At 70.6% G+C, this 21,253-nt stretch carries 20 protein-coding genes; 11 read left to right on the top strand and 9 right to left on the bottom strand.

Going from position 1 to position 21,253, the window contains the following annotated elements; genetic code table 11:
* The first annotated feature begins 383 nt into the window (after positions 1-383).
* Positions 384-1,997: a fibronectin type III domain-containing protein gene (locus ACFOYY_RS11160; protein ID WP_386189676.1), complete on the top strand. Its 1,614-nt coding sequence runs from the start codon at positions 384-386 to the stop codon at positions 1,995-1,997.
* A gap of 428 nt (positions 1,998-2,425) precedes the next feature.
* Here ACFOYY_RS11160 and ACFOYY_RS11165 read toward each other — a convergent pair whose 3' ends face one another.
* A complete protein-coding gene (locus ACFOYY_RS11165; RefSeq protein WP_386189677.1) occupies positions 2,426-3,520 on the bottom strand; it encodes a GlxA family transcriptional regulator in 1,095 nt (364 codons plus the stop codon).
* 72 nt (positions 3,521-3,592) lie between these two features.
* Between ACFOYY_RS11165 and ACFOYY_RS11170 the strand changes: the two genes are divergently transcribed.
* A complete protein-coding gene (locus tag ACFOYY_RS11170) occupies positions 3,593-4,330 on the top strand; it encodes a DJ-1/PfpI family protein (RefSeq protein WP_386189679.1) in 738 nt (245 codons plus the stop codon).
* A 77-nt stretch (positions 4,331-4,407) separates the two neighbouring features.
* Here ACFOYY_RS11170 and ACFOYY_RS11175 read toward each other — a convergent pair whose 3' ends face one another.
* Positions 4,408-6,246, bottom strand: a complete 1,839-nt coding sequence (locus ACFOYY_RS11175; RefSeq protein WP_386189681.1) for an SIP domain-containing protein — start codon at positions 6,244-6,246, stop codon at positions 4,408-4,410.
* A 255-nt stretch (positions 6,247-6,501) separates the two neighbouring features.
* Here ACFOYY_RS11175 and ACFOYY_RS11180 point away from each other — a divergent pair, with 255 nt between their 5' ends.
* Entirely contained in the window at positions 6,502-7,230 is a 729-nt protein-coding gene (locus ACFOYY_RS11180) for a helix-turn-helix transcriptional regulator (protein WP_386189682.1), read from the top strand.
* Between the two features lie 223 nt (positions 7,231-7,453).
* Here ACFOYY_RS11180 and ACFOYY_RS11185 read toward each other — a convergent pair whose 3' ends face one another.
* On the bottom strand, positions 7,454-8,506 hold the full coding sequence (locus ACFOYY_RS11185) for a tetratricopeptide repeat protein (RefSeq protein WP_386189683.1): 1,053 nt from the start codon (positions 8,504-8,506) through the stop codon (positions 7,454-7,456).
* A gap of 358 nt (positions 8,507-8,864) precedes the next feature.
* On the opposite strand from ACFOYY_RS11185, the gene ACFOYY_RS11190 reads away from it, so the two are divergent.
* From ACFOYY_RS11190 to ACFOYY_RS11205, 4 genes are all read left to right on the top strand, one after another.
* On the top strand, positions 8,865-9,878 hold the full coding sequence (locus ACFOYY_RS11190) for a GNAT family N-acetyltransferase (RefSeq protein ID WP_386189685.1): 1,014 nt from the start codon (positions 8,865-8,867) through the stop codon (positions 9,876-9,878).
* A gap of 366 nt (positions 9,879-10,244) precedes the next feature.
* Complete coding sequence (locus ACFOYY_RS11195) at positions 10,245-11,504, top strand: carotenoid oxygenase family protein (RefSeq protein ID WP_386189687.1); 1,260 nt, start codon at positions 10,245-10,247, stop codon at positions 11,502-11,504.
* Positions 11,505-11,515: 11 nt separating this feature from the next.
* Entirely contained in the window at positions 11,516-12,406 is an 891-nt protein-coding gene (locus tag ACFOYY_RS11200) for a TetR/AcrR family transcriptional regulator C-terminal domain-containing protein (protein WP_386189688.1), read from the top strand.
* Positions 12,407-12,447: 41 nt separating this feature from the next.
* Entirely contained in the window at positions 12,448-13,086 is a 639-nt protein-coding gene (locus tag ACFOYY_RS11205; protein ID WP_386189689.1) for an HNH endonuclease family protein, read from the top strand.
* Positions 13,087-13,196: 110 nt separating this feature from the next.
* On the opposite strand, the gene ACFOYY_RS11210 is transcribed toward ACFOYY_RS11205, so the two are convergent.
* Both ACFOYY_RS11210 and ACFOYY_RS11215 read right to left on the bottom strand, forming a co-directional pair.
* Positions 13,197-13,499, bottom strand: a complete 303-nt coding sequence (locus ACFOYY_RS11210) for a hypothetical protein (RefSeq protein ID WP_362917840.1) — start codon at positions 13,497-13,499, stop codon at positions 13,197-13,199.
* A gap of 188 nt (positions 13,500-13,687) precedes the next feature.
* On the bottom strand, positions 13,688-14,263 hold the full coding sequence (locus tag ACFOYY_RS11215) for a hypothetical protein (protein ID WP_352015394.1): 576 nt from the start codon (positions 14,261-14,263) through the stop codon (positions 13,688-13,690).
* Positions 14,264-14,552: 289 nt separating this feature from the next.
* On the opposite strand from ACFOYY_RS11215, the gene ACFOYY_RS11220 reads away from it, so the two are divergent.
* Positions 14,553-14,747, top strand: a complete 195-nt coding sequence (locus ACFOYY_RS11220) for a hypothetical protein (protein WP_352015393.1) — start codon at positions 14,553-14,555, stop codon at positions 14,745-14,747.
* A 141-nt stretch (positions 14,748-14,888) separates the two neighbouring features.
* A complete protein-coding gene (locus tag ACFOYY_RS11225; RefSeq protein WP_362784097.1) occupies positions 14,889-15,341 on the top strand; it encodes a hypothetical protein in 453 nt (150 codons plus the stop codon).
* Between the two features lie 58 nt (positions 15,342-15,399).
* Here ACFOYY_RS11225 and ACFOYY_RS11230 read toward each other — a convergent pair whose 3' ends face one another.
* From ACFOYY_RS11230 to ACFOYY_RS11240, 3 genes are read right to left on the bottom strand one after another with little or no spacing between them, the layout of a single operon-like run.
* Complete coding sequence (locus ACFOYY_RS11230) at positions 15,400-16,554, bottom strand: glycosyltransferase family 4 protein (RefSeq protein ID WP_386189690.1); 1,155 nt, start codon at positions 16,552-16,554, stop codon at positions 15,400-15,402.
* Entirely contained in the window at positions 16,551-17,399 is an 849-nt protein-coding gene (locus ACFOYY_RS11235; protein ID WP_362784091.1) for a sulfotransferase family protein, read from the bottom strand. The genes ACFOYY_RS11230 and ACFOYY_RS11235 overlap by 4 nt, the downstream gene beginning before the upstream one ends.
* A 60-nt stretch (positions 17,400-17,459) precedes the next feature.
* On the bottom strand, positions 17,460-18,122 hold the full coding sequence (locus ACFOYY_RS11240) for a macro domain-containing protein (RefSeq protein ID WP_386189691.1): 663 nt from the start codon (positions 18,120-18,122) through the stop codon (positions 17,460-17,462).
* 181 nt (positions 18,123-18,303) lie between these two features.
* Here ACFOYY_RS11240 and ACFOYY_RS11245 point away from each other — a divergent pair, with 181 nt between their 5' ends.
* Positions 18,304-19,884, top strand: a complete 1,581-nt coding sequence (locus ACFOYY_RS11245; RefSeq protein WP_352015388.1) for an ADP-ribosyltransferase domain-containing protein — start codon at positions 18,304-18,306, stop codon at positions 19,882-19,884.
* A 14-nt stretch (positions 19,885-19,898) separates the two neighbouring features.
* Positions 19,899-20,264, top strand: coding sequence for a winged helix-turn-helix transcriptional regulator (locus ACFOYY_RS11250; protein ID WP_352015387.1), 366 nt, complete (start codon positions 19,899-19,901; stop codon positions 20,262-20,264).
* Between the two features lie 107 nt (positions 20,265-20,371).
* Here the strand turns inward: ACFOYY_RS11250 and ACFOYY_RS11255 are convergent, their stop codons facing one another.
* A complete protein-coding gene (locus tag ACFOYY_RS11255) occupies positions 20,372-21,016 on the bottom strand; it encodes an NAD(P)-dependent oxidoreductase (RefSeq protein WP_386189692.1) in 645 nt (214 codons plus the stop codon).
* Between the last annotated feature and the right edge of the window lie 237 nt (positions 21,017-21,253).

Genomic DNA, 21,253 nt, shown 5'->3' on the forward strand with positions numbered 1-21,253 from the left:
CCTGCCACCGTCGCGCTCGTCGACGGCCTTCATTGTCAGGAGTGCTTTACCGGAGTCCTTGCAGGGTCGTCAGGGCGACGTTACAATCCGAATCTATTAGGAAAGTTTCCTAATGGAAAAAACGGTGAAGAGGTGTTCACCTGCCCCTTCACGCTTAACGGGTCGCTTCGGCGTCCGCGCTGAACGTGACCCTGTCCCGTTACACATGCCGGCCAGGCAGTGCCGACGTGAAATCTCGGTACGGCCCGCCCGGTGAAAGACGCACTCCGCCCACGGCCGTCCCCACTTTGCGGGACAGCGGCGGGCATGCCAGAACACCCCCCATCCTCTGGAAGTGTGACGTGAGATTTCGTGTCGTCATCCTCGCGCTCTTAGCCGCCGGCATGACGGGTCTGGGCGCCCCCGCGCTGGCCGACGCCGGCGCGGTACAGGCGAGTGTCCAGGCCGTCGCCGCGGCCTGGGCTCCCTACACCTCCTACACGGCGGGCACCGTCGTCACCCACAACGGCGTCGACTACCAGTGCCTGCAGAGCCACACCTCGCTGCCCGGCTGGGAGCCCGACCGGGTTCCGGCCCTGTGGAAGGTCAGCACGGGTGGTCCCAGTGACCCGACGCCCCCCTCGACCCCGGGCAACCTGCGTGTCACCGGCACCTCGTCGAGCACCGTCTCGCTGGCCTGGGACGCCTCGACCGACAACGTCGGCGTGACCGGCTACGAGGTCTACCGGGGCACGACCCTGGTGACCACCGCCACCGACACCACCTACACCGACTCGAACCTGAGCCCGTCGAGCACCTACACCTACACCGTGCGCGCCCGTGACGCCGCGGGCAACCGCTCGCCGGAGAGCTCCCCGGTCAGCGCGACCACGCAGGGCGACAACGGCGCCCCCGGTCAGCCCGGTACGGCCTCGGCGACCTCGACCGCGACCAGCATCACCCTGACCTGGGGCGCCTCCAGCGGCACCGTGACCGGCTACCGCGTCTACGAGGGCGCCACGCAGAAGGCGCAGGTCACCGCGACCACCGCGACCATCTCGGGCCTCGGCGCCTGCCAGGCGCACACCTACACGATCAAGGCCTACAACGCCAACGGCGAGTCGGCGGGCCGCGACGTGACCGCCAGCACCTCCGGCTGCCCCCAGTCGCCCAGGCTGCCCGGCGCCCCGTACCTGTACATGGGCTGGGGCAACCCCCCCAACCCGGGCACGGTGATGGACGCGACCGGCGTCAAGGCCTTCACGATGGCCTTCATCCTCGCCCAGAACGGCTGTAACCCGGCGTGGGACGGCCAGCGTCCGCTGACCGGCGGCTCCGACCAGAACGCGATCAACACGATCAAGTCCAAGGGCGGCAGCGTCGAGATCTCCTTCGGCGGCTGGAGCGGCAACAAGCTCGGCCCGAACTGCTCCACCCCCGAGGCCTTCGCCGGCGCCGTGCAGAAGGTCATCGACGCGCTCGGCCCGGCCGTGGTCGACTTTGACATCGAGAACACCGACGAGTTCGAGAACTACACCGTCCAGGACCGCATCCTCAACGGTCTGAAGATCGTCCGGCAGAAGAACCCGAACGTGAAGATCGTCGTCACCATCCCGACGTTCAAGACGGCCCTGAGCGCGGCGGGCGTCCGGCTGGTCAACCAGGCCAAGGCGCTGGGCGCTCCGATCGACAACTACACGATCATGCCGTTCAACTTCAGCGGCACCGAGATGTACCAGGACACGGTCAACGCCTCCGAGGGGCTGAAGAGCTCGCTGAAGAGCGCGTTCGGCTGGAGCGACTCCGAGGCCTACGCGCACATGGGCATCTCCGGCATGAACGGTAAGTCCGACAACAACGAGACGACCACCCCGGCCCAGTGGACCAAGATCCGTGACTGGGCCATCTCCAAGGGCCTGACCAGGTTCTCCTTCTGGGCGGTCAACCGTGACCGGGTCAACGGCGGCGGCGTTCCGCAGGCCGAGTGGGAGTTCACCAAGATCACCGCGGGCTTCTGACCTTCGGCAATGATCTGACCTGAAGTTCGGAAAGGGGACGGGGCGCCACCCGTCCCCTTTTCTTCTGCTTATTCACGATTTTTCGGGATGTGTCCGGGAGTTCTGCCGGTCGTTTCTCCGAGGGCCCCTTTCCGCCGTTCCCCCGAACGTCCCGAATGCCTCCTCGAACGTCCTGAACGCCCCCTGGTTCGCTCCCTGGGACGGGCCTCCGGCGTCCTGAACGCCCTCTCATCCGACCCCCGGGACGTCCCCGTACGGCTCCCGGATGTCCTGAACGTCCCTCGTGCGCCTGGCGGTGTTCCCCGGGACGCCCTTCAGCCGTCTCGGACGTCCTGGGCGTCCCCCGCCCACCCCTGGGACACGTCCCCTGGCGCCCGAACACCCCCTCGTCCGACCCCCGAGACGTTCCTCACGCGGCTCCCGGACGTTCAGGGGGCGTCCTGGATGTTTCCCCGGGCGTTCTCCCGGAAGCGGAAGGCGGCGCGGTAGGCGCTGGGGCTGACCCCGGCGCGTTGGGCGAAGCGGGCGCGGAAGGACGCGGGCGAGCCGAAGCCGCAGCGCTCGGCGACCCGCTCGACCGGCAGGTTCGTGCTCTCCAGCAGTTCCCGCGCCCGGTCGACCCGGGCCCGCAGCAGCCACCGCAGCGGCGTCGTCCCCACCTGGTCCTGGAAGCGGCGGTTGAGGTTGCGGACGCTGGTGTTCGCCTGGCGGGCGATGTCGGCGAGCGTCAGCGGCAGGTGCATGTGCTCGCGCGCCCAGCGCAGCGTCGGCCCCAGATCGGCCCCGCCGGGTGCGGGCGACGGGTGGCGGACGAACTGGGCCTGCCCGCCCTCGCGCTCCGGGGCCATCACGACGCCCCTGGCGACGTTCGCGGCGACCGCGGGCCCGTGGTCGTTCAGCACCACGTGCACGCACAGGTCGAGCCCGGCCGCGACACCCGCCGAGGTGAGGATCTGCCCGGTGTCGACGTACAGGGCCTTCGCCTCGACCTCGACCAGCGGGTAGGCGCGGGCCAGCTCCCCGGTCATCCGCCAGTGCGTGGTGGCCCTGCGCCCGTCGAGCAGCCCGGCGGCGGCGAGCACGAACGCGCCGGTGCAGATGGACAGGACACGGGCACCACGCCGCGCCGCCGTACGGAGGACGTCGAGCACCTCGGGCGTCACCTCGGGCGCGCCCCGCGTCAGGCCGGGCACCACGACGGTGTCGGCGGAGGCGGCGTCCGCGAGCGGGTGCCCCGGGCTGAGCCGGAAACACGCGACGCCCACGGCGGTGGCCGTCACCTCACCGGGGCCGCAGACCAGGACCCGGTAGAGCGGCGTCCCGCCGGGCGAGTACGCGCTGGCGAACACCTGGCAGGGCACACCCAGGTCGAACGCCACGACCCCGGGCAGCGCCAGCACGGCGACGGTGTGCACAGGGGCGGACACCGCCTCGGACGCGCCACCGGACACACGGGCGGACGCACCACCGGACACGGCGTCGGGCACGGGAGCGGACACGCCGATGGGCACGGGGGTGGACACGGCCAGAACCTAGCGCACCACGGCACTCACGCCACTGGTCCGTCCCGGCCGCCGACCGCAGACTCGTGGCTCATGGAACGCAGAACCCTTCTCCAGAGCGCCGCCGCCGTCACCACCGGCGCGCTCCTGCCGACCGCGGTGAGCACCGGTACGGCCACAGCGACGACCACGGCGACGACCACGACGCCGGGGTCGTCCCTGCGGCGGGTGCACATCGTCCTCTTCGACGGCGTCGAGGAGCTGGACTTCGCCGCCCCGCTGGAGACACTGGACATCGCGAGCAAGTTCGGCGCGCCCATCGAGACGACACTCGTCACCTGCGACGGGCCGAGAACGATCGTCGCGAGCTGCGGCACCAGGATCCAGGTCACCGCCCCCTGGCAGCCGGAGAACGCGGACGTGATCCTGGTGCCGGGCGGCTACGCGCGCGACCCCGACCGGCCGGGCGTGGCCAGGGAGATCAAGCGGGGGGTGATCCCCGCCGCCCTGCGGGCCGCCCGCCGTACGCGCCCTGTCATGGCGTCGGTCTGCGTCGGCGCCCTGCTGCTGGGGGCGGCGGGCCTGGTCAGGGGACGGCCCTGCACGACCCACCACATGAGCAAGGACAAACTGGCCGAGCAGGGCGGCAAGGTCGTCGACGCCCGGGTGGTGGACGACGGCGACCTCGTCACCTCGGCAGGGGTCACCAGCGGCCTCGAACTGGCCCTGTGGCTCGTCCAGCGCGGTCACGGCATCGACGTCTCCCTCAACGTCGAACGGGTCCTGGAGTACGAACGCCGGGGCGCCGTCTACCGGACCGGCCGAGACTGACCCGGACAGACCTCAGCGCGCGGCCTCGGACACGCGCCCGGCCCGGTGGACGGCAGGTTCGGGACCACGAGCGGACTTCAGCGCGCGGCCTCCAACACCCACAGCCGGTGGTCCCAGCCGATGTTCCTGGAGAACCTGACGCGCAGCCCGGCCTGGGCGGCGAGCCCCTCGATCCGCTCGGCGGGACGCAGCCCGGAGCCGAAGGCGCACTTGAGCCGCAGGTGGTAGAGCATGTCCTCGGCGTCGTGGAAGTCGTCCGGCATGCACGGCTCGACCATGACCAGGTCGGCGCCGTCGGGCAGGCCGTTCGCGGTCTCGGTGAGCACCTGTACGGCGTCGCCGTCGGGCAGCCAGGTCAGCAGGTGCGCCAGCAGGTAGGTGCCGTCCCCGCCGGGCGGCACCGCGCTCGCGGAGGCGACCAGCTCGACCTTCGGCAGGACGTCGGTGTCGAGCACGCTCTCCCTGAGCACACCCAGCGCCGACGGCATGGCCGCGATCCGCACCTTCAGCGTGGGGAAGGCCTTGACCAGGGCGTTGACGACGCTGCCCGTCCCGCTGCCCGCCGCGGTCAGCGAGCTCACCTTCTCCCAGTCGTAGGCGCCGACGACGCCGGGCACGACCCACAGCGCGGTCTCCTCGACGATGGAACGGGCGGAGCCCCCCAGCGTCTCGTCGGTCCGTACGGCGACGCCCAGCGTCTGTCCCGCCGCGGTGCGGTAACCGCTCCGGCCGGTGCGGAGCGTGTGCACCAGCCCGGACAGCGAGAGGTCGAGGGCGGCATGAGCCCCGTCGAGGTGATACTCCTCCGCCGAGTGGTCGTCCTCGATCAGCTCGTCGCTGATGGGGGTGAGCCGGTAGCCGCCGTCCTCGTCACGTGCGAACACCTCGATCGACACCAGGTAGGACATCAGCACGCCGAGGGTCTCCGGGTCCGTGGCGGAACGCCGGGCCAGCTCGGGCAGGTCACGCACCTCGGAGTGGACCAGGTCGACCAGGCCGAGCGTGATCGCGGCCCTGACGGCGAAGCCGGGCGCCAGGTCGGTCATCGTGTGCAGCCGCTCGTGGGCGTCGTCGTCCTCCTCCTCGTGCGCCTCGGCGGCGGGGGAGGGCGCGGTGTAGCGCCAGTAGCCGGTGAGGTGCATCCACTCGCGGGGCACCTCCCGTTCGGTGACGAGGTGCCGCCGTACCTCCTTGAGGGCACCCGCCTCTCCGGCCGCCCAGACGAACACGGTCCCGGGCAGCCACTCCAGCTCCCGTACGGCGCGCGCGAGCAGATCGGTCGTCCCGGCGGGGGCGCCGTCCCGCGACAGCCAGACGACGTCGGCTTCGGCCCTGGTCGGCAGCTCCTGCCGGTGGGAGGGGTCGCCGATCTCGATGAGGACCTTGGCCCTGGTGCCCTCGGGCATCTCCTCAAGCCAGCGGCCGATGGCGGGCAGCGCGGTCTCGTCGCCGACGACCAGGAGCCAGTCGGCGCCCTCCGGGTGGCCGTGGGACATCTTCGGCCCGGCGATCCAGGCGACCTGTCCGGGGGCCGCCTGGTCGGCCCACGACGAGGCCACGCCGCCTTCGTGCCGTACGAAGTCGAAGTCGATCTCACCGGCCTCGGGGTCGAAGCGGCGCGGGGTGTAGTCCTTGGCGAGCGGCCGTTCGTCGACCGGCCAGTCGAGGCTGCTGACGTTCTGCGCGGGCAGCACGGGCGGCTCGTCCCCGACGCCGAAGAAGAACTTCACGTGGTCGTCGAAGCCCTCGGAACGCAGCTCGGGCAGGTCGAGCCCGTCTCGGGTGAAGGCCCGCAACTGCTCGCCGCCGAAGGTGACCCGCCGCATTCCCGGCGTGACGTCCGAGACACGCAGAACGGTCAGCTCTCTCAGCACGATGGGAAAGGTGACGGCCGCACGGGGATTGCGGGTGGGCATCTGCGCTGCTCCTTGGTAGAGGGCGACGGGCTCAGGAAACTGACCATAGGACGAACAGGGCGAAACAAATCCAACCGGGCGGCCAAACCGTGTGTCCGTCCGTGCCATTCAGGCGCTCACGGCGGCCGTACCCCTGCTTCTTAAGCTGATAAATGGCTACTTAGGTTACCCTTACCTTATTTGGGTCGATCCAACGTGGAGGGCGGCCGCTCACACTCAGGGGTCACGTGCCCCTGACCGTCAGGAGGTCGGACCGTGATCGGAGAGGTATCTGGGCCGGAGACCATGGCGGACGACGAGTTCGTCGCGGACTGGGGGCATCCGCCGCACGCGCACACCTACCACCAGTTCCTGTTCGTCCCGCTCGGGTGGATCACGGTGACCGCGCAGGGCAGGGAACACCGCCTGTCGGCGTCGGTCGCCCTGTGGATCCCGGCGGGGATCACGCACAGCGCCAGGTTCGGCGAGGACTCGATGATCGTCTCCGAGTCGTTCGACGCCGAGCGGTACCGCCTGCCGTACACCGAGGTCACCGGGGTGAACGTCACCGACGCGCAGCGCAGGCTGTTGCTGAGCAGGACCCGCAGGTCCGTGCTCTCCGACGACGCGTTCGCGTTCGCCTCCCTGTCGGCGGCGACGCGGGCGAGCCTCCCCCTGCCGCAGCCGAGCAGCCCGCTGGCCGCGACCGTCGCCAGGGAACTGGGCCGCAGGCCCGACGATCCGCGCACGGTCACCGAGTGGGCGCTGAGCCTGCACACGAGCTCGACGAGCCTGCGCCGGGCGTTCCGGGCCGAGACGGGCCTGGCCTTCTCCGAGTGGCGGACCAGGCTGCGGCTCAACCACTCCCTCGACCTGCTCCAGCGCGGCCACCTGGTCGGCGCGGTGGCCGCCATGGTCGGCTTCAGCAGCGTGAACGGCTACATCATGGCGTTCCGACGGCATTTCGGGCAGACGCCGGGGGCGTACGCGAGGAAATCGGCCTGAAGGGGGAGTCGCGATGGAACCGTCCCAATGGCGGTCCGGTCCCGGAAGTTGTCAATTCACCTGAGGTGACCGGCTGATCACTGATAGACACGTCATCGGTGGGCGCGGTGCTGGAGGAGGAACCGGGCCCACCCGAGGAAGGGACGGGACCATGGCCGCCGCCGCACGCCAACCCCACCCCGTCCGTCCCCGGCCGCTTCCGGGCACGCCGTACGGCCGGGCCTCAGCCGTGGTCGGCGGGAGAGTCACCGGCCGGCGGCTCAACGGGAGCCGGGGCCTCGATCAGTCCGATGGGCAGCGCGCCGTCGGTGTTCCACGGGGGCTGGGTGAGCTGCTCGGAGGCGCCGTCGAACTTCCTGGCGGCCTTGGGGTGGCCGTTCGAGGCGGCGCGGTTGAACCAGCTGGCCGCGGCCCAGTCTTCTCCCTTGCTCTGGTGGATCATCGCCAGCCGGTAGGCCGCGTCCGCCTGACCGTGGTTGCCGGCCAGGCGGTAGAAGAACATCGCGACACTGAGCTGCTCCGGCCCCGCCCGCTGGTAGTGGCGGCCGTACCGGTAGGCCAGCTCGGCGGCGGCCCGCGACTGCTGCGGGTCGTTGAACAGCGCGGGCGCGTCGGCGTGCCCGGCGTCACCGGCCTGGCGCAGCCACTGGCGCCCCTCCTCGGGCCAGCCCTTCAGCAGGGCGATGACGGCCAGGCGCATGCAGTCGTCGCCGTTGCCGACGTCGCTGTGGTGCAGTAGCCGGGCACCGGTCCTGCCGTAGACCTGCAGGAGGTGCTGGGTGGCCTCGGGCAGCGGGGGCTCGCTCGGGGCGGTGGACCGCTGCCGCGTCCTGCGGGGGGCCTCCTGAGGCCCGGACTGCTCCTGAGGCCGTACGGCGGGCCGGGTGAACGGCGAGGACGCCGGAGACGCCGGAGCCGTCTCGGCCGGCGCGGGTTCCTGGACGGTGGGGGTGCCGAGATGGGCGGCGCGCCAACGCCGGTGCCAGGCGTCCGTATCTCCCAGGGCGCTCACGTCGAGCCCGGTCAGCTCGGCGGCCGTCGTGCAGGCGCTCACGAAGGAGGACACCCACGGCCAGCCGGGGACACGCTTGCGTTTCCCGCTGAGGATGTCGTGGGTGGTGCTCTCGGTCAGCTCTCTCGCCAGGCCCGGGGTCTTCCCCGACGGCCGTGAGAGCCTGCGCAGCTCGGACAGCGTGGGGGAACCGGCCAGCTCACGCAGCTCGTTGAGCTGCGCGATGAAGGCGCGTAGCGTCGCGACGTGGTGTGAGTGAGCCATCGCCCCCAGCCGGAAAATGAGTGATCTGTGATCTACGGGTAGTAGTTGGAGTCATATTGGCATCAACCGAGGGTCAAGCAGGGGGAGATCCCATATCCCGCCTCGTCCGGGGCCGATCGGGGGTTGACCTGGTCAGGCACACCCGGATGAGACAGAACAAGGTCGAAACGATCCGGATGACTCCGGATAGGTCCGGACGAAATCGGATGCCCTCGTAGCTCCTGGAAAGCCCGAAGAACAACGAGCCCAACCCCATTCTTCCGTCACCCGCCCCGCCGTGACAGGTGATCCGCTCCAGACACCGGTCTCCGCGGAAGTCCTCTGGCGTCCCGCGAAAAAGGCATGTCACAGTGTCGGAATGACCTCTGCGACCGTGGAGTCCCTCGTGCCACGCCACGCGACCGAGGTCGATCTCACCGCCTGGTGCGAGGTGTTCGGCGACGGGCAGCGGGAGGCCTCCGGAGACTCGCCCTCCGTGACCGCGCTGGCCGGACGGCTGCTCGCCGAGGAGGCGCCCGCCGTACCGCGCTGGGTCGCCCGGGGCGACGACGCCCGGCCGGTCGTCGGCGTGGCCGAACTCCGGCCACAGTCGCGCGACCCACGCGTCGGCTTCCTCCGCCTGTTCGTGGCCCCGTCGGCCCGGCGTGCCGGTGTGGGTTCCGCCCTGCTGACCCGGATCGCGGAGGACGCCCGCCGGGCCGGACTGGAGCGGATCCAGGCGACGGCGCCGGCCGGGGAACCGGGGGAGGCGTTCGCCCACACCTGGCGCGGAGCGCGGGAACTGTTGCGCCTTGAGCGTCAGGAACAGTCGCTCGACGAGACGGTGCTGCGCCGCTGCCGTGATCTCGCCGCCTGCCCGGACCCCGCCCGATACCGGCCGGTGTACTGGCACGGCCCGGTTCCCGAGCCGCTGGTTCTCGCCTTCGGTCAGGCCATGGGCCACGTGCTGGACGCGCCGGGCGCCGCGCTGCAGATGGCGTCCCGGCAGGGGTGGGATCGGGAGGCGGTGCGCGCCTGGGAGGCGCAGCTGGCCGCCGGTGGCGAGCATGTGATGGTGCACGCGGCGCTGTGGCGCGACACCGGCCAGGTCGTCGCCGCGACGGTGATCACCGTGGCGGGGGACGACGCTCGGGACGCGGCACAGCACGACACGGTGGTGCTTCCCCAGCACCGGCGGCGTGGCCTGGCCCGCTGGACGAAGGCCCGGCACACCCTGCTGCTGCACGAACGCTTCCCGTGCGTGCGGACCGTCGGCACGACCGTCAACCAGCGGAACCTGCCGATGATCGCGGTGAACCGGACGGTGGGCTACCACACGGTGCACGAGCGACTCCTGGTGGAACTGCCCCTCGCGGACGGTGCGCGCCGATGAGAAGGCCGGTCAGGCGTCGCCCACGGTCGTCCCGGTTCGGTGCCGGGCACCGGCGCGCTCGGCTGAGGCGGGGGCAGGAAGACGTCTCACCGCCCGCCGCCATCCCGTCCCACGGGTCCTGCCGGGCCAGGAACGCCTGCCGTACGGTCATTGAGATGGCGTAGACCTCGCGAAGATGTGTTCCTTGTTGCTGGAGTGGTGGTGGAACGCGCCACGTGTCACGTCGGCCCTGGCACAGCTCTCGTCAACCGCGGTGGCGGAGAAACCGTCGCCGTCGAAGGGCGCCCCACTCGTTGCACTAGTGCAGAATGCGGCTCTTTCCGCTGTTGCAAAAGGGATGGTCGTACTCCTGCGTACGGTGTCCACATGAAGTACCTGGAAGGGCCCTTCGCGCCCGCCGCCGAGGAAGTCACCGCCTACGACCTGCCTGTCACCGGACGCGTCCCGGCCGAGCTCAACGGCCGCTACCTTCGCAACGGGCCCAACCCGCTGGGCGTCGAAGACCCCGTCGTGCACATCTGGGGCATGGGCCAGGGCATGGTGCACGGGGTGCGGCTGCGTGACGGCCGGGCCGAGTGGTACCGCAACCGTTTCGTGCGCGCACCGGGTTTCGCCCCCATGGTGCACGTGATCGAGCACGCCCGGCGCACCTTCGCCATGGCGGAGGGCGGCCTGCCGCCCGCCGAACTGGACGAGGAGCTGAACACCGTGGGCGTGTGCGAGCTGGGGGGGACCGCGGAAGGATTCACGGCGGGGGCGCACGCCAAGCACGACCCGCTCACCGGCGAGCTGCACTCGCTGTCGTACATGGTGGGCCGCGACTTCGTCCAGCACATCGTGACCGACGCCGGGGGGACCGTCGTCCAGACCACCGGCATCCCCATGACGCGGACACCGTTCATGCACGACTTCGCGCTCACCGAGAACCACGTGGTGGTGTGGGACACGCCGCTGGGCTTCGACGGGTTCGACTGCCGGTGGCTGCCGGAGCACCCGACGCGGGTGGGCGTCATGCCGCGGACGGGCGGCGACGTACGGTGGCTGGACATCGACCCGGTCCACGTCAGCCACACGCTCAACGCCTACGACGACGGCGACTCGATCGTGGTCGACCTGGTCACGGCCGAGGGGCCGTTCGATCCCGCCGACCCCGGGGCGATCCGGCCCACGCTGGACCGCTGGACGATCACGCCGGACGGGCTCCACCGGCGGCGTGTCGACGACCGGCCGCAGGACTTCCCGCGGGTGAACCAGGCGCGCGCCACCCGTCCGTACCGCTACGGCTACTCGGCCGCGACCGCCCTGTACGGGATCCCGTTCGCCCCCGAGGGCATGCCACCGGACGACGCCTTCACCAACGCCCTGGTCAAGCATGACCTGGAACGGGGGACGACCGAGGTGCACGGGTTCGGCAAGGACGAGGCGGTCGGGGAGGCGGTGTTCGCCGCCGCGGGGCAAGGCGAGGACGAGGGATACCTGCTCACGTACGTGCACGATCCCCTCCGGAACGCGAGCGACCTGGTGATCCTCTCGGCCCAGGACTTCACCGGCGAGCCCGTCGCGCGTGTCCACCTCCCCGTCAGGGTGCCGCTCGGCCTGCACGGCAACTGGATGCCTGACCGCTGAGGCGTGGCAGCATGGCCGATGTGAGCGCTCCGCAGCCGCCGTACCTCCGGATCGTCGCCGACCTTGAGCGGCGCATCGCCGACGGAGAGCTGCGGCCGGGTGACCCGGTCCCCACCACCCGGGCGATCATGCGCGAGTGGGGGGTCGCGATGGCGACGGCCAGCAAGGCGCTCGCCGCGCTCAAGCAGGCGGGCGCCATCGAGTCGACGTCGCGGGTCGGCGCCGTGGTCGCAGGCCGGAGACTGCCCTCGCGTTCGGCCGGAGGCCTCGAACGTGGCCACGTCGTCCGCGTGGCCATGGAGATCGCCGACGCCGACGGCTTGGCCGCGTTGTCCATGCGGGCGGTGGCGGCCGACCTCGGGGTCGCCACCATGGCCCTCTACCGGCATCTGGAGGGCAAGACCGAGCTCACCCAGCTGATCGCCGACGCCGCGTTCGCCGAGATCGAATATCCGGAGCCGCCGCCGGGATGGCGTTCCCACCTGCGGGTGGCCGCGCGGCTGCAATGGGCGGCCTACCAGCGTCATCCCTGGTTGCCGCGGCTGGTGTCCATCACCCGGCCGGTGACGCCGCCGGGGCAGCTGGCGTACGGACTGTGGACCCTGCGCGCCCTCGACGGCCTCGGCCTGGACCCGGACACCCGGCTGCACATCTACGCCACGGTGGTCAACTACGTGCGCGGGACGGCGATCAACATCGAGAGCGAGGCAGCCGCCGAGCTGGACACGGGGATGACCAGCAAACAGTGGGGCAGGGCCAAGCTGTCCGCCGACGGGCCGCTGGTCGCCCAGGTCGCGGAGCCGGGCACGGAGCTCGACCTGGAATCGCTGTTCGCCTTCGGCCTCGAACGCCTGCTCGACGGCCTGACCACCGTCATCGCCCCCCGGGAGACCCGCCGGTGACCGGTCGACATAGCCGGATCTTGGTGGGTATGGGGAAAGTCATGATTTTTCCGAGGCGGGCAGTCCTCGTCGCCGTACTGACCCTCACGCTCATTCCCCTCACCACCCCACAGGCGGAAGCGGAACCACGTAAGCAGTCACAGGCCGCGAGCGCGGCCCTCGCCCGGCACATGCTGGCCCGGCTCAAGGTCGCCAGGCCCCTGAGCATCCGCGGCTACAGCCGCGAGCGGTTCCAACCCTGGGAACGCCGCTCGGGAAGATGCGACACGCGGGAAACGGTTCTGGCCCGCGACGGGTGGCACGTACGGCGTGACGCGGCCTGCCGTCCGGTCAAGGGACTCTGGTACAGCCCGTACGACGGCAAACGGCTCAGGAGTGAGAAGCAGGCGGACGTCGATCACGTGGTGCCGCTCGCCTACGCGTGGCGCTCGGGCGCCAAACGGTGGAGTCAGGCCAAGCGGCGCGCGTTCGCCAACGACCTCGTCCGCCCCGAGCTGCTCACCGTCAGCCACTCCGCCAACATCGCCAAGGGCGGGCGGGGTCCGCAGGGCTGGCGCCCGCAACGCCGTGCCCACTGGTGCCGGTACGCGACCTCGTGGATCACCGTGAAACACCACTACCGGCTCTTCGTGACCCGCAAGGAGAAGGCGGCCCTGCTCAACATGCTCCGCACCTGCTGACGCCGGCCTTCCCGGCGGCCTCCAGTGGTCAGGCGTCGTTTCGGCGGAGGGGCGCGCCGGGGCCCAGGCGGGCGTCGGTCACGTGGCCGCGGTGGAAGGCCGGGCCGTTCTCACGACGCCTCTTTCGCTCCGCTCCCGGTGATCGAGCAGGAGTGGGCGCCCAGGGTGCCGTTCCAGGGGAAACCCCAGCCGCAGTGGTAGGTGCCCGCCGCTGCCCCGGATCTGACGGTGACCGTGAAGTCGACGTAGCCGGTGCCGTCGCAGCTCCACGCGTCCAGCGCGTAGCCGCCCTGCTCCTGCTGCCGCTGTCCGAACCAGCAGTCGAAGGAGCCGTCGGCGTGCGCGGGGGGAGTTCCCAGCAACGGAACGGCCAGGACCACCACGGCGCCGAGGACGAGCCCGATCGGTTTCATGGTCCTCCCTCATGCGCGTATCTGGCGTTTCCCTTCGGACGGTATACAGCCGCACCGAACGTGTCGACGGTAATAACTCAGCGGTTCTATGTGGATTTCTCCCATCGGCGTCGCGGGGCCGAACAAACCCGTCGGCACCGAATTCCCCGCAGGCCGGACCACGGGGCTACACGCCGAGCATGAAGAAGCTAGAAGGACTCGACCCAGAGATACCAGGGGCCGTAGTAGTGCTCGACATGGGGTTCGTATTCCTCCTCTTCCGGCAACGGGGGTTCCCCGTACGGGCTCCATATGAGGCCGTGGGCGTGGATGACGTCGCCGCCACCGGCCAGCGCGAAGCGCACGGTGTTTCCATGCCGTTCAGCCCAGGAGATGTCGAACGACCCCAGCGTTCCGGACCTCGTCTTCCAGTCGGCGTCCCCCGCCACCGCCGACCGGGCGACCCTTTCGAAGGCCTGCTCGGACAGGGCGAACCTGGATTTCGCCGGCTCCCCCGCCATGACCAGGGCGAGGACCAGGAGCCCGATGGCCGGCGGCGCCGCCCAGCGCGGCAGGTTCCGCCTGACGTCCGGCCGGGTCACCGGGTTGAGAAGCCTGGCGACGAGGCGGCCGAACCAGATCACTCCGAGCACGAGGGCCACCAGGAGAACGGGAAGCACCCAGAGGGAGACACCGCCGGGGTAGCTCGCCCCGTACAGGAGCAGAAGGGCGACGACCGCCAGCGAACCGATCAGGGGAAACCCCGGCGCGCCGATCGAACTCATCGAAGACCGTTCTTTCAGGGCCACAGTGACTCCAACCGGTGCGGATTCCGACCCTTCATGATCTACGAAGCCTGTTCGTGGGATCCAGTGCGCGAGGGTGCGGGAAACGTGGATTCTTCGCGGGTTCGGAGACCGTGGAAGGAGTCAGCCGGCTGTGGAACGACGGCCGCCTGATATGGAGGAGGAGCTTTCCGGATCCGTCCGGAGACGTTTGGAGTGGTGGCGGCCGGGCTTCGGGGGGCGGAGGGTTGGGGGAACCCTCCCGCCTACCCCTCATGGAGGCGAGTCCATGTCGCGCGTAGACATCTCCCATACCTTCGTGCGCACCCCCGGCCGGGACCCCGAGGACGACCGGCTGCTGGCGCTGCTGGTGACGACGTGGGTCCTGGTGACCGGACGGGTTCCTCCCGACCGTCCCTTCGACGAGTTGAGCGCCGACGAGCTGTTCGACTTCTGGGCCGACGACCAGACGGCGGAGGTGTGACCACAGGCCGATGAGCCGCCGGAGTCCGGCCCGTGGACACCGCGGTTCCGTGTCCGCCGAATCCTCTGGGATGCTGGGCGGAGAACCGCGCCCCTGCTGCGCCAGGACCGGTGCCAGGTTTTCCTGGCGGAGAGGACCAGCATGCCCATCGCCTTCCACTACGCCGACGACACCGAACGCGGGCACGCCGAGAAGCTCGCCGCGACACGCCACAGACTCCTCAACGAGGGGACGTCCCACCCGGCGTGGGAGGAGCTGACCGACGGCGAACGCGAACGGGCCGCGACGGAGGCGGCCTGGTATCTCCGGGCGGGGCGCCGGGCCGGGCTGTACGACCGCAACGTGGCCCCGCCGGTCACCTCCATGGCCCGTGGCGCCGACGGCAGACCGATCTCCCGGGACGACCACGAGGCTCAGCTGCGCGCCTGGATCGAGAAGAACGGCACCGGGGAACGGCTCGCGCTGCTGGACAGGGCGGAGCTTTCGGTCGTGACGGCGCTGCTGAACGAGTTGTGCGGCGCCCTGCCCAAGGAACGGCTCGGCCAGTTCGCCCGCGAGATGGCGGTGAAACTGAACGACCGGGGAGGCGTGTGACCTGCCCGTGGTGACGGCCCCGTGCTCCGGGTACGGCCCGGACGCGGGAAAGCCGGGCTCAGTGCCGGGCGGGGCCCAGGAGTTCGGCGAACAGCCGCTCCCACATCGGCGTCACGACCTCCGGGGAGTAGTCCCGGGAGGTCCGTACGGCCGCGGCCCCCATCCGCAGCCGTAGCTCGCGGTCGCCGATCAGCCGCAGCAGCCCCCCGGCCAGGGCGTCCACGTCCCCCGGAGGTACGAGCAGCCCGTCGACCTCGTCGGTGAGGACGTCGCGCGGGCCGGTCGGGCAGTCGAAGGCGACGACCGGCAGGGCGTGGGCCATGGCCTCGATCATCACCATCGGAAGTCCCTCGAAGCGGGAGCTGAGCGCGTAGACCGACGCCTGGGCCAGCTCCCGGTCGAGGCGGTCGCTGCGTCCCATCAGGGTGACGTTGTCGCCGACCCGGTGCTCCTTGACGAGCGCGCGCAACGCGGCCTTCCCCTGGCCGGTGCCGTACAGGCGCAGCCGCCAGTCGGGGCGGTGCCGTACGACCTGGGCGAAGGCCGGGACGAGCAGGTCGAAGCCCTTCTGCGGGACGAGCCGCCCGGCGGCCACCACCAGGCGGTCGTCCTGCCGGGACGGCGCCCGGTCGAGGGGGTGGATCGCGTTGGGGATCCGCACGACCGGGGTGTCCGGCAGCAGCGCCTGGTAGTCGGCGCGGTCGGTCCCGGTGAGCGTCGCGACCGCGTCCAGCCTGCCGTAGTGGCGGGCGATCTGCCGCCGGACGGTCTCCGGGTGGGTGGCCAGGTTGATGTGCTCCTGCGCGACCCGGACCACACTCCTGGGGGTACGGCGGGCGGAGATGAGGTTCAGCGCGGGACGGGTGGTCACCAGGACGCCGTCCCGCAGGGAGGAGACGTAGTCGGCGACGGCCCTCTCGACCCGTTCGGTGAAGTAGGCCGCCGCGAACTCGCCGGGCGGCACGACCTTCCCGCGGACCCTCCGCCAGGCCCTGCGGCCCAGTGAGTCCTGGGGTATCCCGGCGCGCTGGTCGGCCAGGACGGTGACCGGCACCCGGGGGTCGATGGGGAAGCGGGGGGCGTCGCGGCGCCGTACGACGCTGACGATCTCCACCTCGTGCCCGGCCCGCGCCATCGCGTTGGCCTGGTTGACCACGGTGCGGATCGTGCCGCCCATCCCGTAGGCGTGCAGGAGCAGGTAGCGGACTCTCACGGGGCCGCCAGGTAGTCCCAGGTGACGGCCATCGGGCGCAGCGCCTCGGGGACCTCGTCGGGGGCCGGGAGGGCACGCCCCGGCTGCACGCTTCCCGAGCGGATCTTGTCCTTCCAGTCGCCGAGGCCCTTCTGGAGCACCTCCTGCTCCCCGTATTCGAGCATCCCGGTCTCCCAGGGGACGCCGAGGAAGTCGCACAGACGCCGGGTCTCCCGCCTCGGGTTCTCGGTCAGGTCCTCGTAGCGCACGGTCAGGCCGTCGAGCGCCCGCCGCGCCCGCTGCACGGCCTTCATGTAGCGCAGGGCGTCGAGCGCGGCCTCCTGCGGCGTACGGCGCTCGGGGCCGGCCTCGTGCCAGGACTTCGCGATGGAGGCCGGGTGCCGCAGCAGGAAGACGAAGCGGGCGTCGGGCCAGCAGGTGGCGATGCGTTCGAAGGCGAAGGCGTTGGCGGGTGTCTTGTCGACGATGAAGGACTTGCCGCTGCGGACCAGTTCCCGGTGCAGGACCCGGTCCCACAGCAGGTGTTCCAGGTCGGCGCCGTTGTGGCCGAGGGCCTCCATCGCCCGCTTCGACAGTGAGGTGCCGAAGTCCACGCTCAGCCTGCGAACGTGCAGCTCGTGCGGGGCGTGCAGCATGGAGTGGGCGTTGAGCAGCGCCCGCAGCAGCGTGGAGCCCGACCTGACGGGGGACAGGACGAAGATCGGCGCGGTCAGCAGCCGGTCGGTCACCGGGTCGGCGGGAGGCCGTATCGGCTCCCGCTCCTCCTCAGGGGCGTCCCTCACCCGGTTGAGCTGGAATCCGGTGACCCTGACCAGGGCCTTGCTGACCGTGCGCTGCCAGTTCATGGCGAGGCACGTTACCCAGCCTTCCTGGCATTTCTCTGTGTACGGCCCGGCACCTCGGCGTCAGCGGCGTCCGGGCGGGACGATCCGTACCCGCTCCTCGGGGCGTTCGTCGATGCCGTCGAGCTGCTTGACGACCGTCTCGCGCAGGTCGTCGTAGTCCTGGAAGGAGTGGTCGTTGAACAGGGTGTAGCCGGTCCACATCAGGTTGGCGCAGACCCGGGCGGGGACCTGGCCGGTGGCCGCGCCCATGCCGACCAGCGCGACCGAGGTGATGGCGCCGGGCTCGTTCCTGTTGTGCATGTGGACGGCCTGGAAGGCGGCGGCGCACGCCAGTGCGACGTTCAGCGTCTCGCTCACGTCCTGCGCCGAGCGGGTCATCGTCGGCGTCGAGATGAGGAACTTCGGGGTGACCGCCCCGGAGCGCACGCACACGGCGCTGCCGACCGGGAGCGTCCCGCCGAACTCGTCCTTGATCGCCCGCTGGACCCAGAGCTGGATGCCCGCCCCGAGGTGCCGCTTGATGACCGCGTCCACTCCGCCGTCCATCCGGCCCTTGGAGTTGGTCGGGGTGACCCAGGCGTCGACGTTCTGGTCGAGGATCGACCCCCTGGTGATGTCGATCTCGGGGGTGTCGGCGAACGCCGCCAGCCACGACTGCACCACCTCGGTGTTGACGTCCGTCAGCACGACCCTGAGCGGTGACTTCACGTGTTCGACGGCCATGGATGTGCTCCAGTCGCAGGAGGTTCTTTCCGACATATCCGAAAATATCCTGCCGGACTGACAATTTGGATCATGCTTGGTGAGGCCGTCCCGGAGATCGCGCCCAGGGCTTCCAGACGGCACAATTCCCCCCGATCCGCCCCATCCGTTGTCCGTACGGCACGCTGACCAGGAGCTCACGATGAGTGACGGCAAGACCCCGCCCGACCCGAACGACCCGCTGGCCCTGGCCGAGCTCTTCGCCGGGGGCGAGGACTGGCTGCCGCTCCTGAAGCCGGTCATCGAGCAGCAACCCGGGCGCGACCAGTTCATCGGCCCCAACCGTGACCCGCAGATCGTGCCCGTGCGGGAACTGACCTTCCAGGCCCTCAAGCCCAACCCGCCGCACAGGTGGAAGGTCGTCGTCTTCGGCCAGAACCCCTACCCCAGGGCCGAGAGCGCCACCGGCATCGCCATGTTCGACAACACCTTCCACGACTGGAGCGACAGCCAGTTCGGCAAGGTCGTGAGCATCCGCTGCATCATCAAGGCGGCGGCCATGTGGAAGTACGGCATCCCCAAGAAGACACCGATCGCCGACATCCGCGCGCTGCTCAAGGAGCACGAGACCGTACAGCCGCCGGAGTGGTTCCAGGCGATGCTCACCCAGGGCGTGCTGCTGCTCAACGCCGCCCTGACCGTCAGCGGCGACGGGGCGATGGGCACCGCCAGGCACACCGGGTTCTGGAAGCCCGTCGTCGAGACGATCGTCGAGGAGATCCTCAAGGCCAAGCGGGACGCCGAGGACGAGGAGGACCGCGGCATCGTCTTCGCCTGGTGGGGAGCGCACGCCCGCAACCTGAAGGCGATCGTCCAGCGCCTGGAGAGGAAGTATCCCGAGGTCACGGTCTGGCACATCGACCACCCCAACCCGGCGGCCCAGGGCGACATCTTCTGCGACGGCGACCACTTCGGCGCGGTGAACAACGCCCTCAGGGCACTCGGCACCGACGAGATCGACTGGCTGCCCAGCAAGGGGTGGAACACGGCCGCCGGAGGTGAGACCGCCGGCCGCATGGGGGAGTTCATCGCCTCGACGATGGAACTCCACCAGCTCTATCTGGAGCGGCTCGCCAGCGTCAAGGACGAGGGCCTGCTCCTGCCCGCGATCACCGGCGTCTTCGACACCCCGCTCATGGACTTCCTCAAGGCCGTCGAGCCCGTCGAACGACTGCTGTCCGGCCTCGGCGGGCACGTACGGCGGGCGCACGAGTTCGGTGCGCGGAAGGCGGGTGTCCTGTCCGCGGAGGAGGCCGCCGCGCTGTACCTCTACACCTGCGAGTCGGACTTCTACCGGCGGATCAACGCCACCCTGCGCGACCCCGACCGCACCCGGATCGTCCCCTACCTGCCGTACCTGCGCCTGCTGTTCGCGGCCGTCTCCAACCTGCCGGCCCACCGGCAACCGCTGTGGCGCGGCGTCTCGCTCGACCTGCGGGCCCAGTATCCGCTCGGCCGTACGGTGACATGGTGGGGCGTCTCCTCCTGCACCTCCGAGCTGGACGTCGCCAGGGGCTTCCTGGGCAGCCGGGGCAAGCGGACGCTCTTCGAGGTGCGTCCCACCCGGGCCGTGGGCATCCGGGCGTTCTCCGCGTTCACCGGCGAGGAGGAGTTCATCCTCACCCCCGGCACGCAGCTCAAGGTGACCGACGTGAAGACCGAACGCGGTGGGCTGTGCACCGTGCAACTGACCGAGCTGGACGAGCAGAGCATGGTGGCCTGAGTAGTGTGACGGACATGAGCGAACCACTTGATCCGGACATGTTCGCCGGCTGCCGGAACATCGTCCCGCCGATGAGGATGCACAACAAGTGGGCGCTCAAGATCATGGTCTGTCTGGAGCCGGGGCGGCGGCGCTTCTCCGAACTCCAGGTCCCGCTGCGGGGCATCACCCCGAAGGTTCTCACGGAGTCGCTGCGGGCGATGGAGCGTGACGGCTTCGTCACCCGCACCGCCTACCCCGGCGTCCCGCCCAGGGTCGAGTACGAACTGACCGACCTGGGACGGTCCCTGCTCGGGCCGATGGACGCCTGGTGCCGGTGGTCCGAGGAGCACCTGACGGAGCTTGAGGCGGCCCGCGAGGCCTACGACGCCGCCGTCTGACCCTCCCGTCCTTCGGGCCTTCGGGCCTTCGGGCCTTCGGGCCTTCGGGGTTCCGGGGTTCCGGGCGCTTCGGGCTCTCGGGTTTTCGGGCGCTTCGGGCTTTCCGGTCAGGCGACCGCGACCACCGCGCGGGTGTGCCGCCTCTCGGTCGCCTCGTCGACGAGCGCGACCGCGAGGTCGGCGTAGGAGAACGCCGGGGCGCCCTCCTCGGCGGGCAGTACGGCGCCGCCTCCGGCGCGGTAGACCCCGGTGCGCTCGGCCTGGGCGTCGAGGAAGACCGGGGGAGGGGTCACCACGACCCAGTCCAGCCCGCTCCCGGCGAGGATCGCGATCTCCGACGAGTGCCCGACGGAGAAACGCCGGTACTCCTCGGGGAAGTCCGGCGTGTCGTGCATCGCCACCCCGGGCGCCACCTCAAGGGCGGTGCCGACCCCGACCGTGACCAGCCGCTCCACACCCGCCCGGGAAAGACCCGCGACCAGCGCGTCGGCGGCCGAGGTGTAGAACTCGTCCGCGGGCACGTCCGCCCGGTAGACCGTGGAGATCACGGCGTCGTGCCCGGCCGCCACGGCCGCCACGCCCTCCGCCCGGGTCACGTCCCCCGCGACGAGTGTGACACCGTGACCCCGTACCCCCTCGTGCCTGCCGGGGTCCCGCACCACCGCCGTCACCGCGTGCCCCCGGGAAACCGCCTCGGCGACGACCCTCCTGCCCGCGTTGCCTCCGGCCCCGAACACCACGATCCTGCTCATCGCACATCCCTTTCGCCTGGTCTCGCTGGACGTGTCCAGACGCTAACCCCGCCCCCCTCGGTTACCGCAACGATAGGAAGGCCGCCGTCCGGCCCCCATCTCCCGGACGGCTCACCGGCCCCCGGCGGCGTCGAGAGCACCCGCCATGGCCGTGGTACGGGAGGTTCGTCTCAACGGCGTGACGCAGATCAGTCCGGACGGGTTCTACGTCACGGCCGCCATCGTCGTCACGATGAG

Source organism: Streptosporangium jomthongense, assembly GCF_042650425.1.
Taxonomy (GTDB): Bacteria; Actinomycetota; Actinomycetes; order Streptosporangiales; family Streptosporangiaceae; genus Streptosporangium.

Bases quoted from the DNA above. Each gene is read 5' to 3' on its own strand.
- ACFOYY_RS11175 (WP_386189681.1), bottom strand. From the start codon at position 6,246: ATGCCCACCCGCAATCCCCGTGCGGCCGTCACCTTTCCCATCGTGCTG.
- ACFOYY_RS11190 (WP_386189685.1), top strand. From the start codon at position 8,865: ATGACCTCTGCGACCGTGGAGTCCCTCGTGCCACGCCACGCGACCGAG.
- ACFOYY_RS11160 (WP_386189676.1), top strand. From the start codon at position 384: ATGACGGGTCTGGGCGCCCCCGCGCTGGCCGACGCCGGCGCGGTACAG.
- ACFOYY_RS11245 (WP_352015388.1), top strand. From the start codon at position 18,304: ATGAGTGACGGCAAGACCCCGCCCGACCCGAACGACCCGCTGGCCCTG.
- ACFOYY_RS11220 (WP_352015393.1), top strand. From the start codon at position 14,553: ATGTCGCGCGTAGACATCTCCCATACCTTCGTGCGCACCCCCGGCCGG.
- ACFOYY_RS11210 (WP_362917840.1), bottom strand. From the start codon at position 13,499: ATGAAACCGATCGGGCTCGTCCTCGGCGCCGTGGTGGTCCTGGCCGTT.
- ACFOYY_RS11235 (WP_362784091.1), bottom strand. From the start codon at position 17,399: ATGAACTGGCAGCGCACGGTCAGCAAGGCCCTGGTCAGGGTCACCGGA.
- ACFOYY_RS11205 (WP_386189689.1), top strand. From the start codon at position 12,448: ATGATTTTTCCGAGGCGGGCAGTCCTCGTCGCCGTACTGACCCTCACG.
- ACFOYY_RS11195 (WP_386189687.1), top strand. From the start codon at position 10,245: ATGAAGTACCTGGAAGGGCCCTTCGCGCCCGCCGCCGAGGAAGTCACC.
- ACFOYY_RS11200 (WP_386189688.1), top strand. From the start codon at position 11,516: ATGGCCGATGTGAGCGCTCCGCAGCCGCCGTACCTCCGGATCGTCGCC.
- ACFOYY_RS11255 (WP_386189692.1), bottom strand. From the start codon at position 21,016: ATGAGCAGGATCGTGGTGTTCGGGGCCGGAGGCAACGCGGGCAGGAGG.
- ACFOYY_RS11225 (WP_362784097.1), top strand. From the start codon at position 14,889: ATGCCCATCGCCTTCCACTACGCCGACGACACCGAACGCGGGCACGCC.
- ACFOYY_RS11185 (WP_386189683.1), bottom strand. From the start codon at position 8,506: ATGGCTCACTCACACCACGTCGCGACGCTACGCGCCTTCATCGCGCAG.
- ACFOYY_RS11215 (WP_352015394.1), bottom strand. From the start codon at position 14,263: ATGAGTTCGATCGGCGCGCCGGGGTTTCCCCTGATCGGTTCGCTGGCG.
- ACFOYY_RS11170 (WP_386189679.1), top strand. From the start codon at position 3,593: ATGGAACGCAGAACCCTTCTCCAGAGCGCCGCCGCCGTCACCACCGGC.
- ACFOYY_RS11250 (WP_352015387.1), top strand. From the start codon at position 19,899: ATGAGCGAACCACTTGATCCGGACATGTTCGCCGGCTGCCGGAACATC.
- ACFOYY_RS11240 (WP_386189691.1), bottom strand. From the start codon at position 18,122: ATGGCCGTCGAACACGTGAAGTCACCGCTCAGGGTCGTGCTGACGGAC.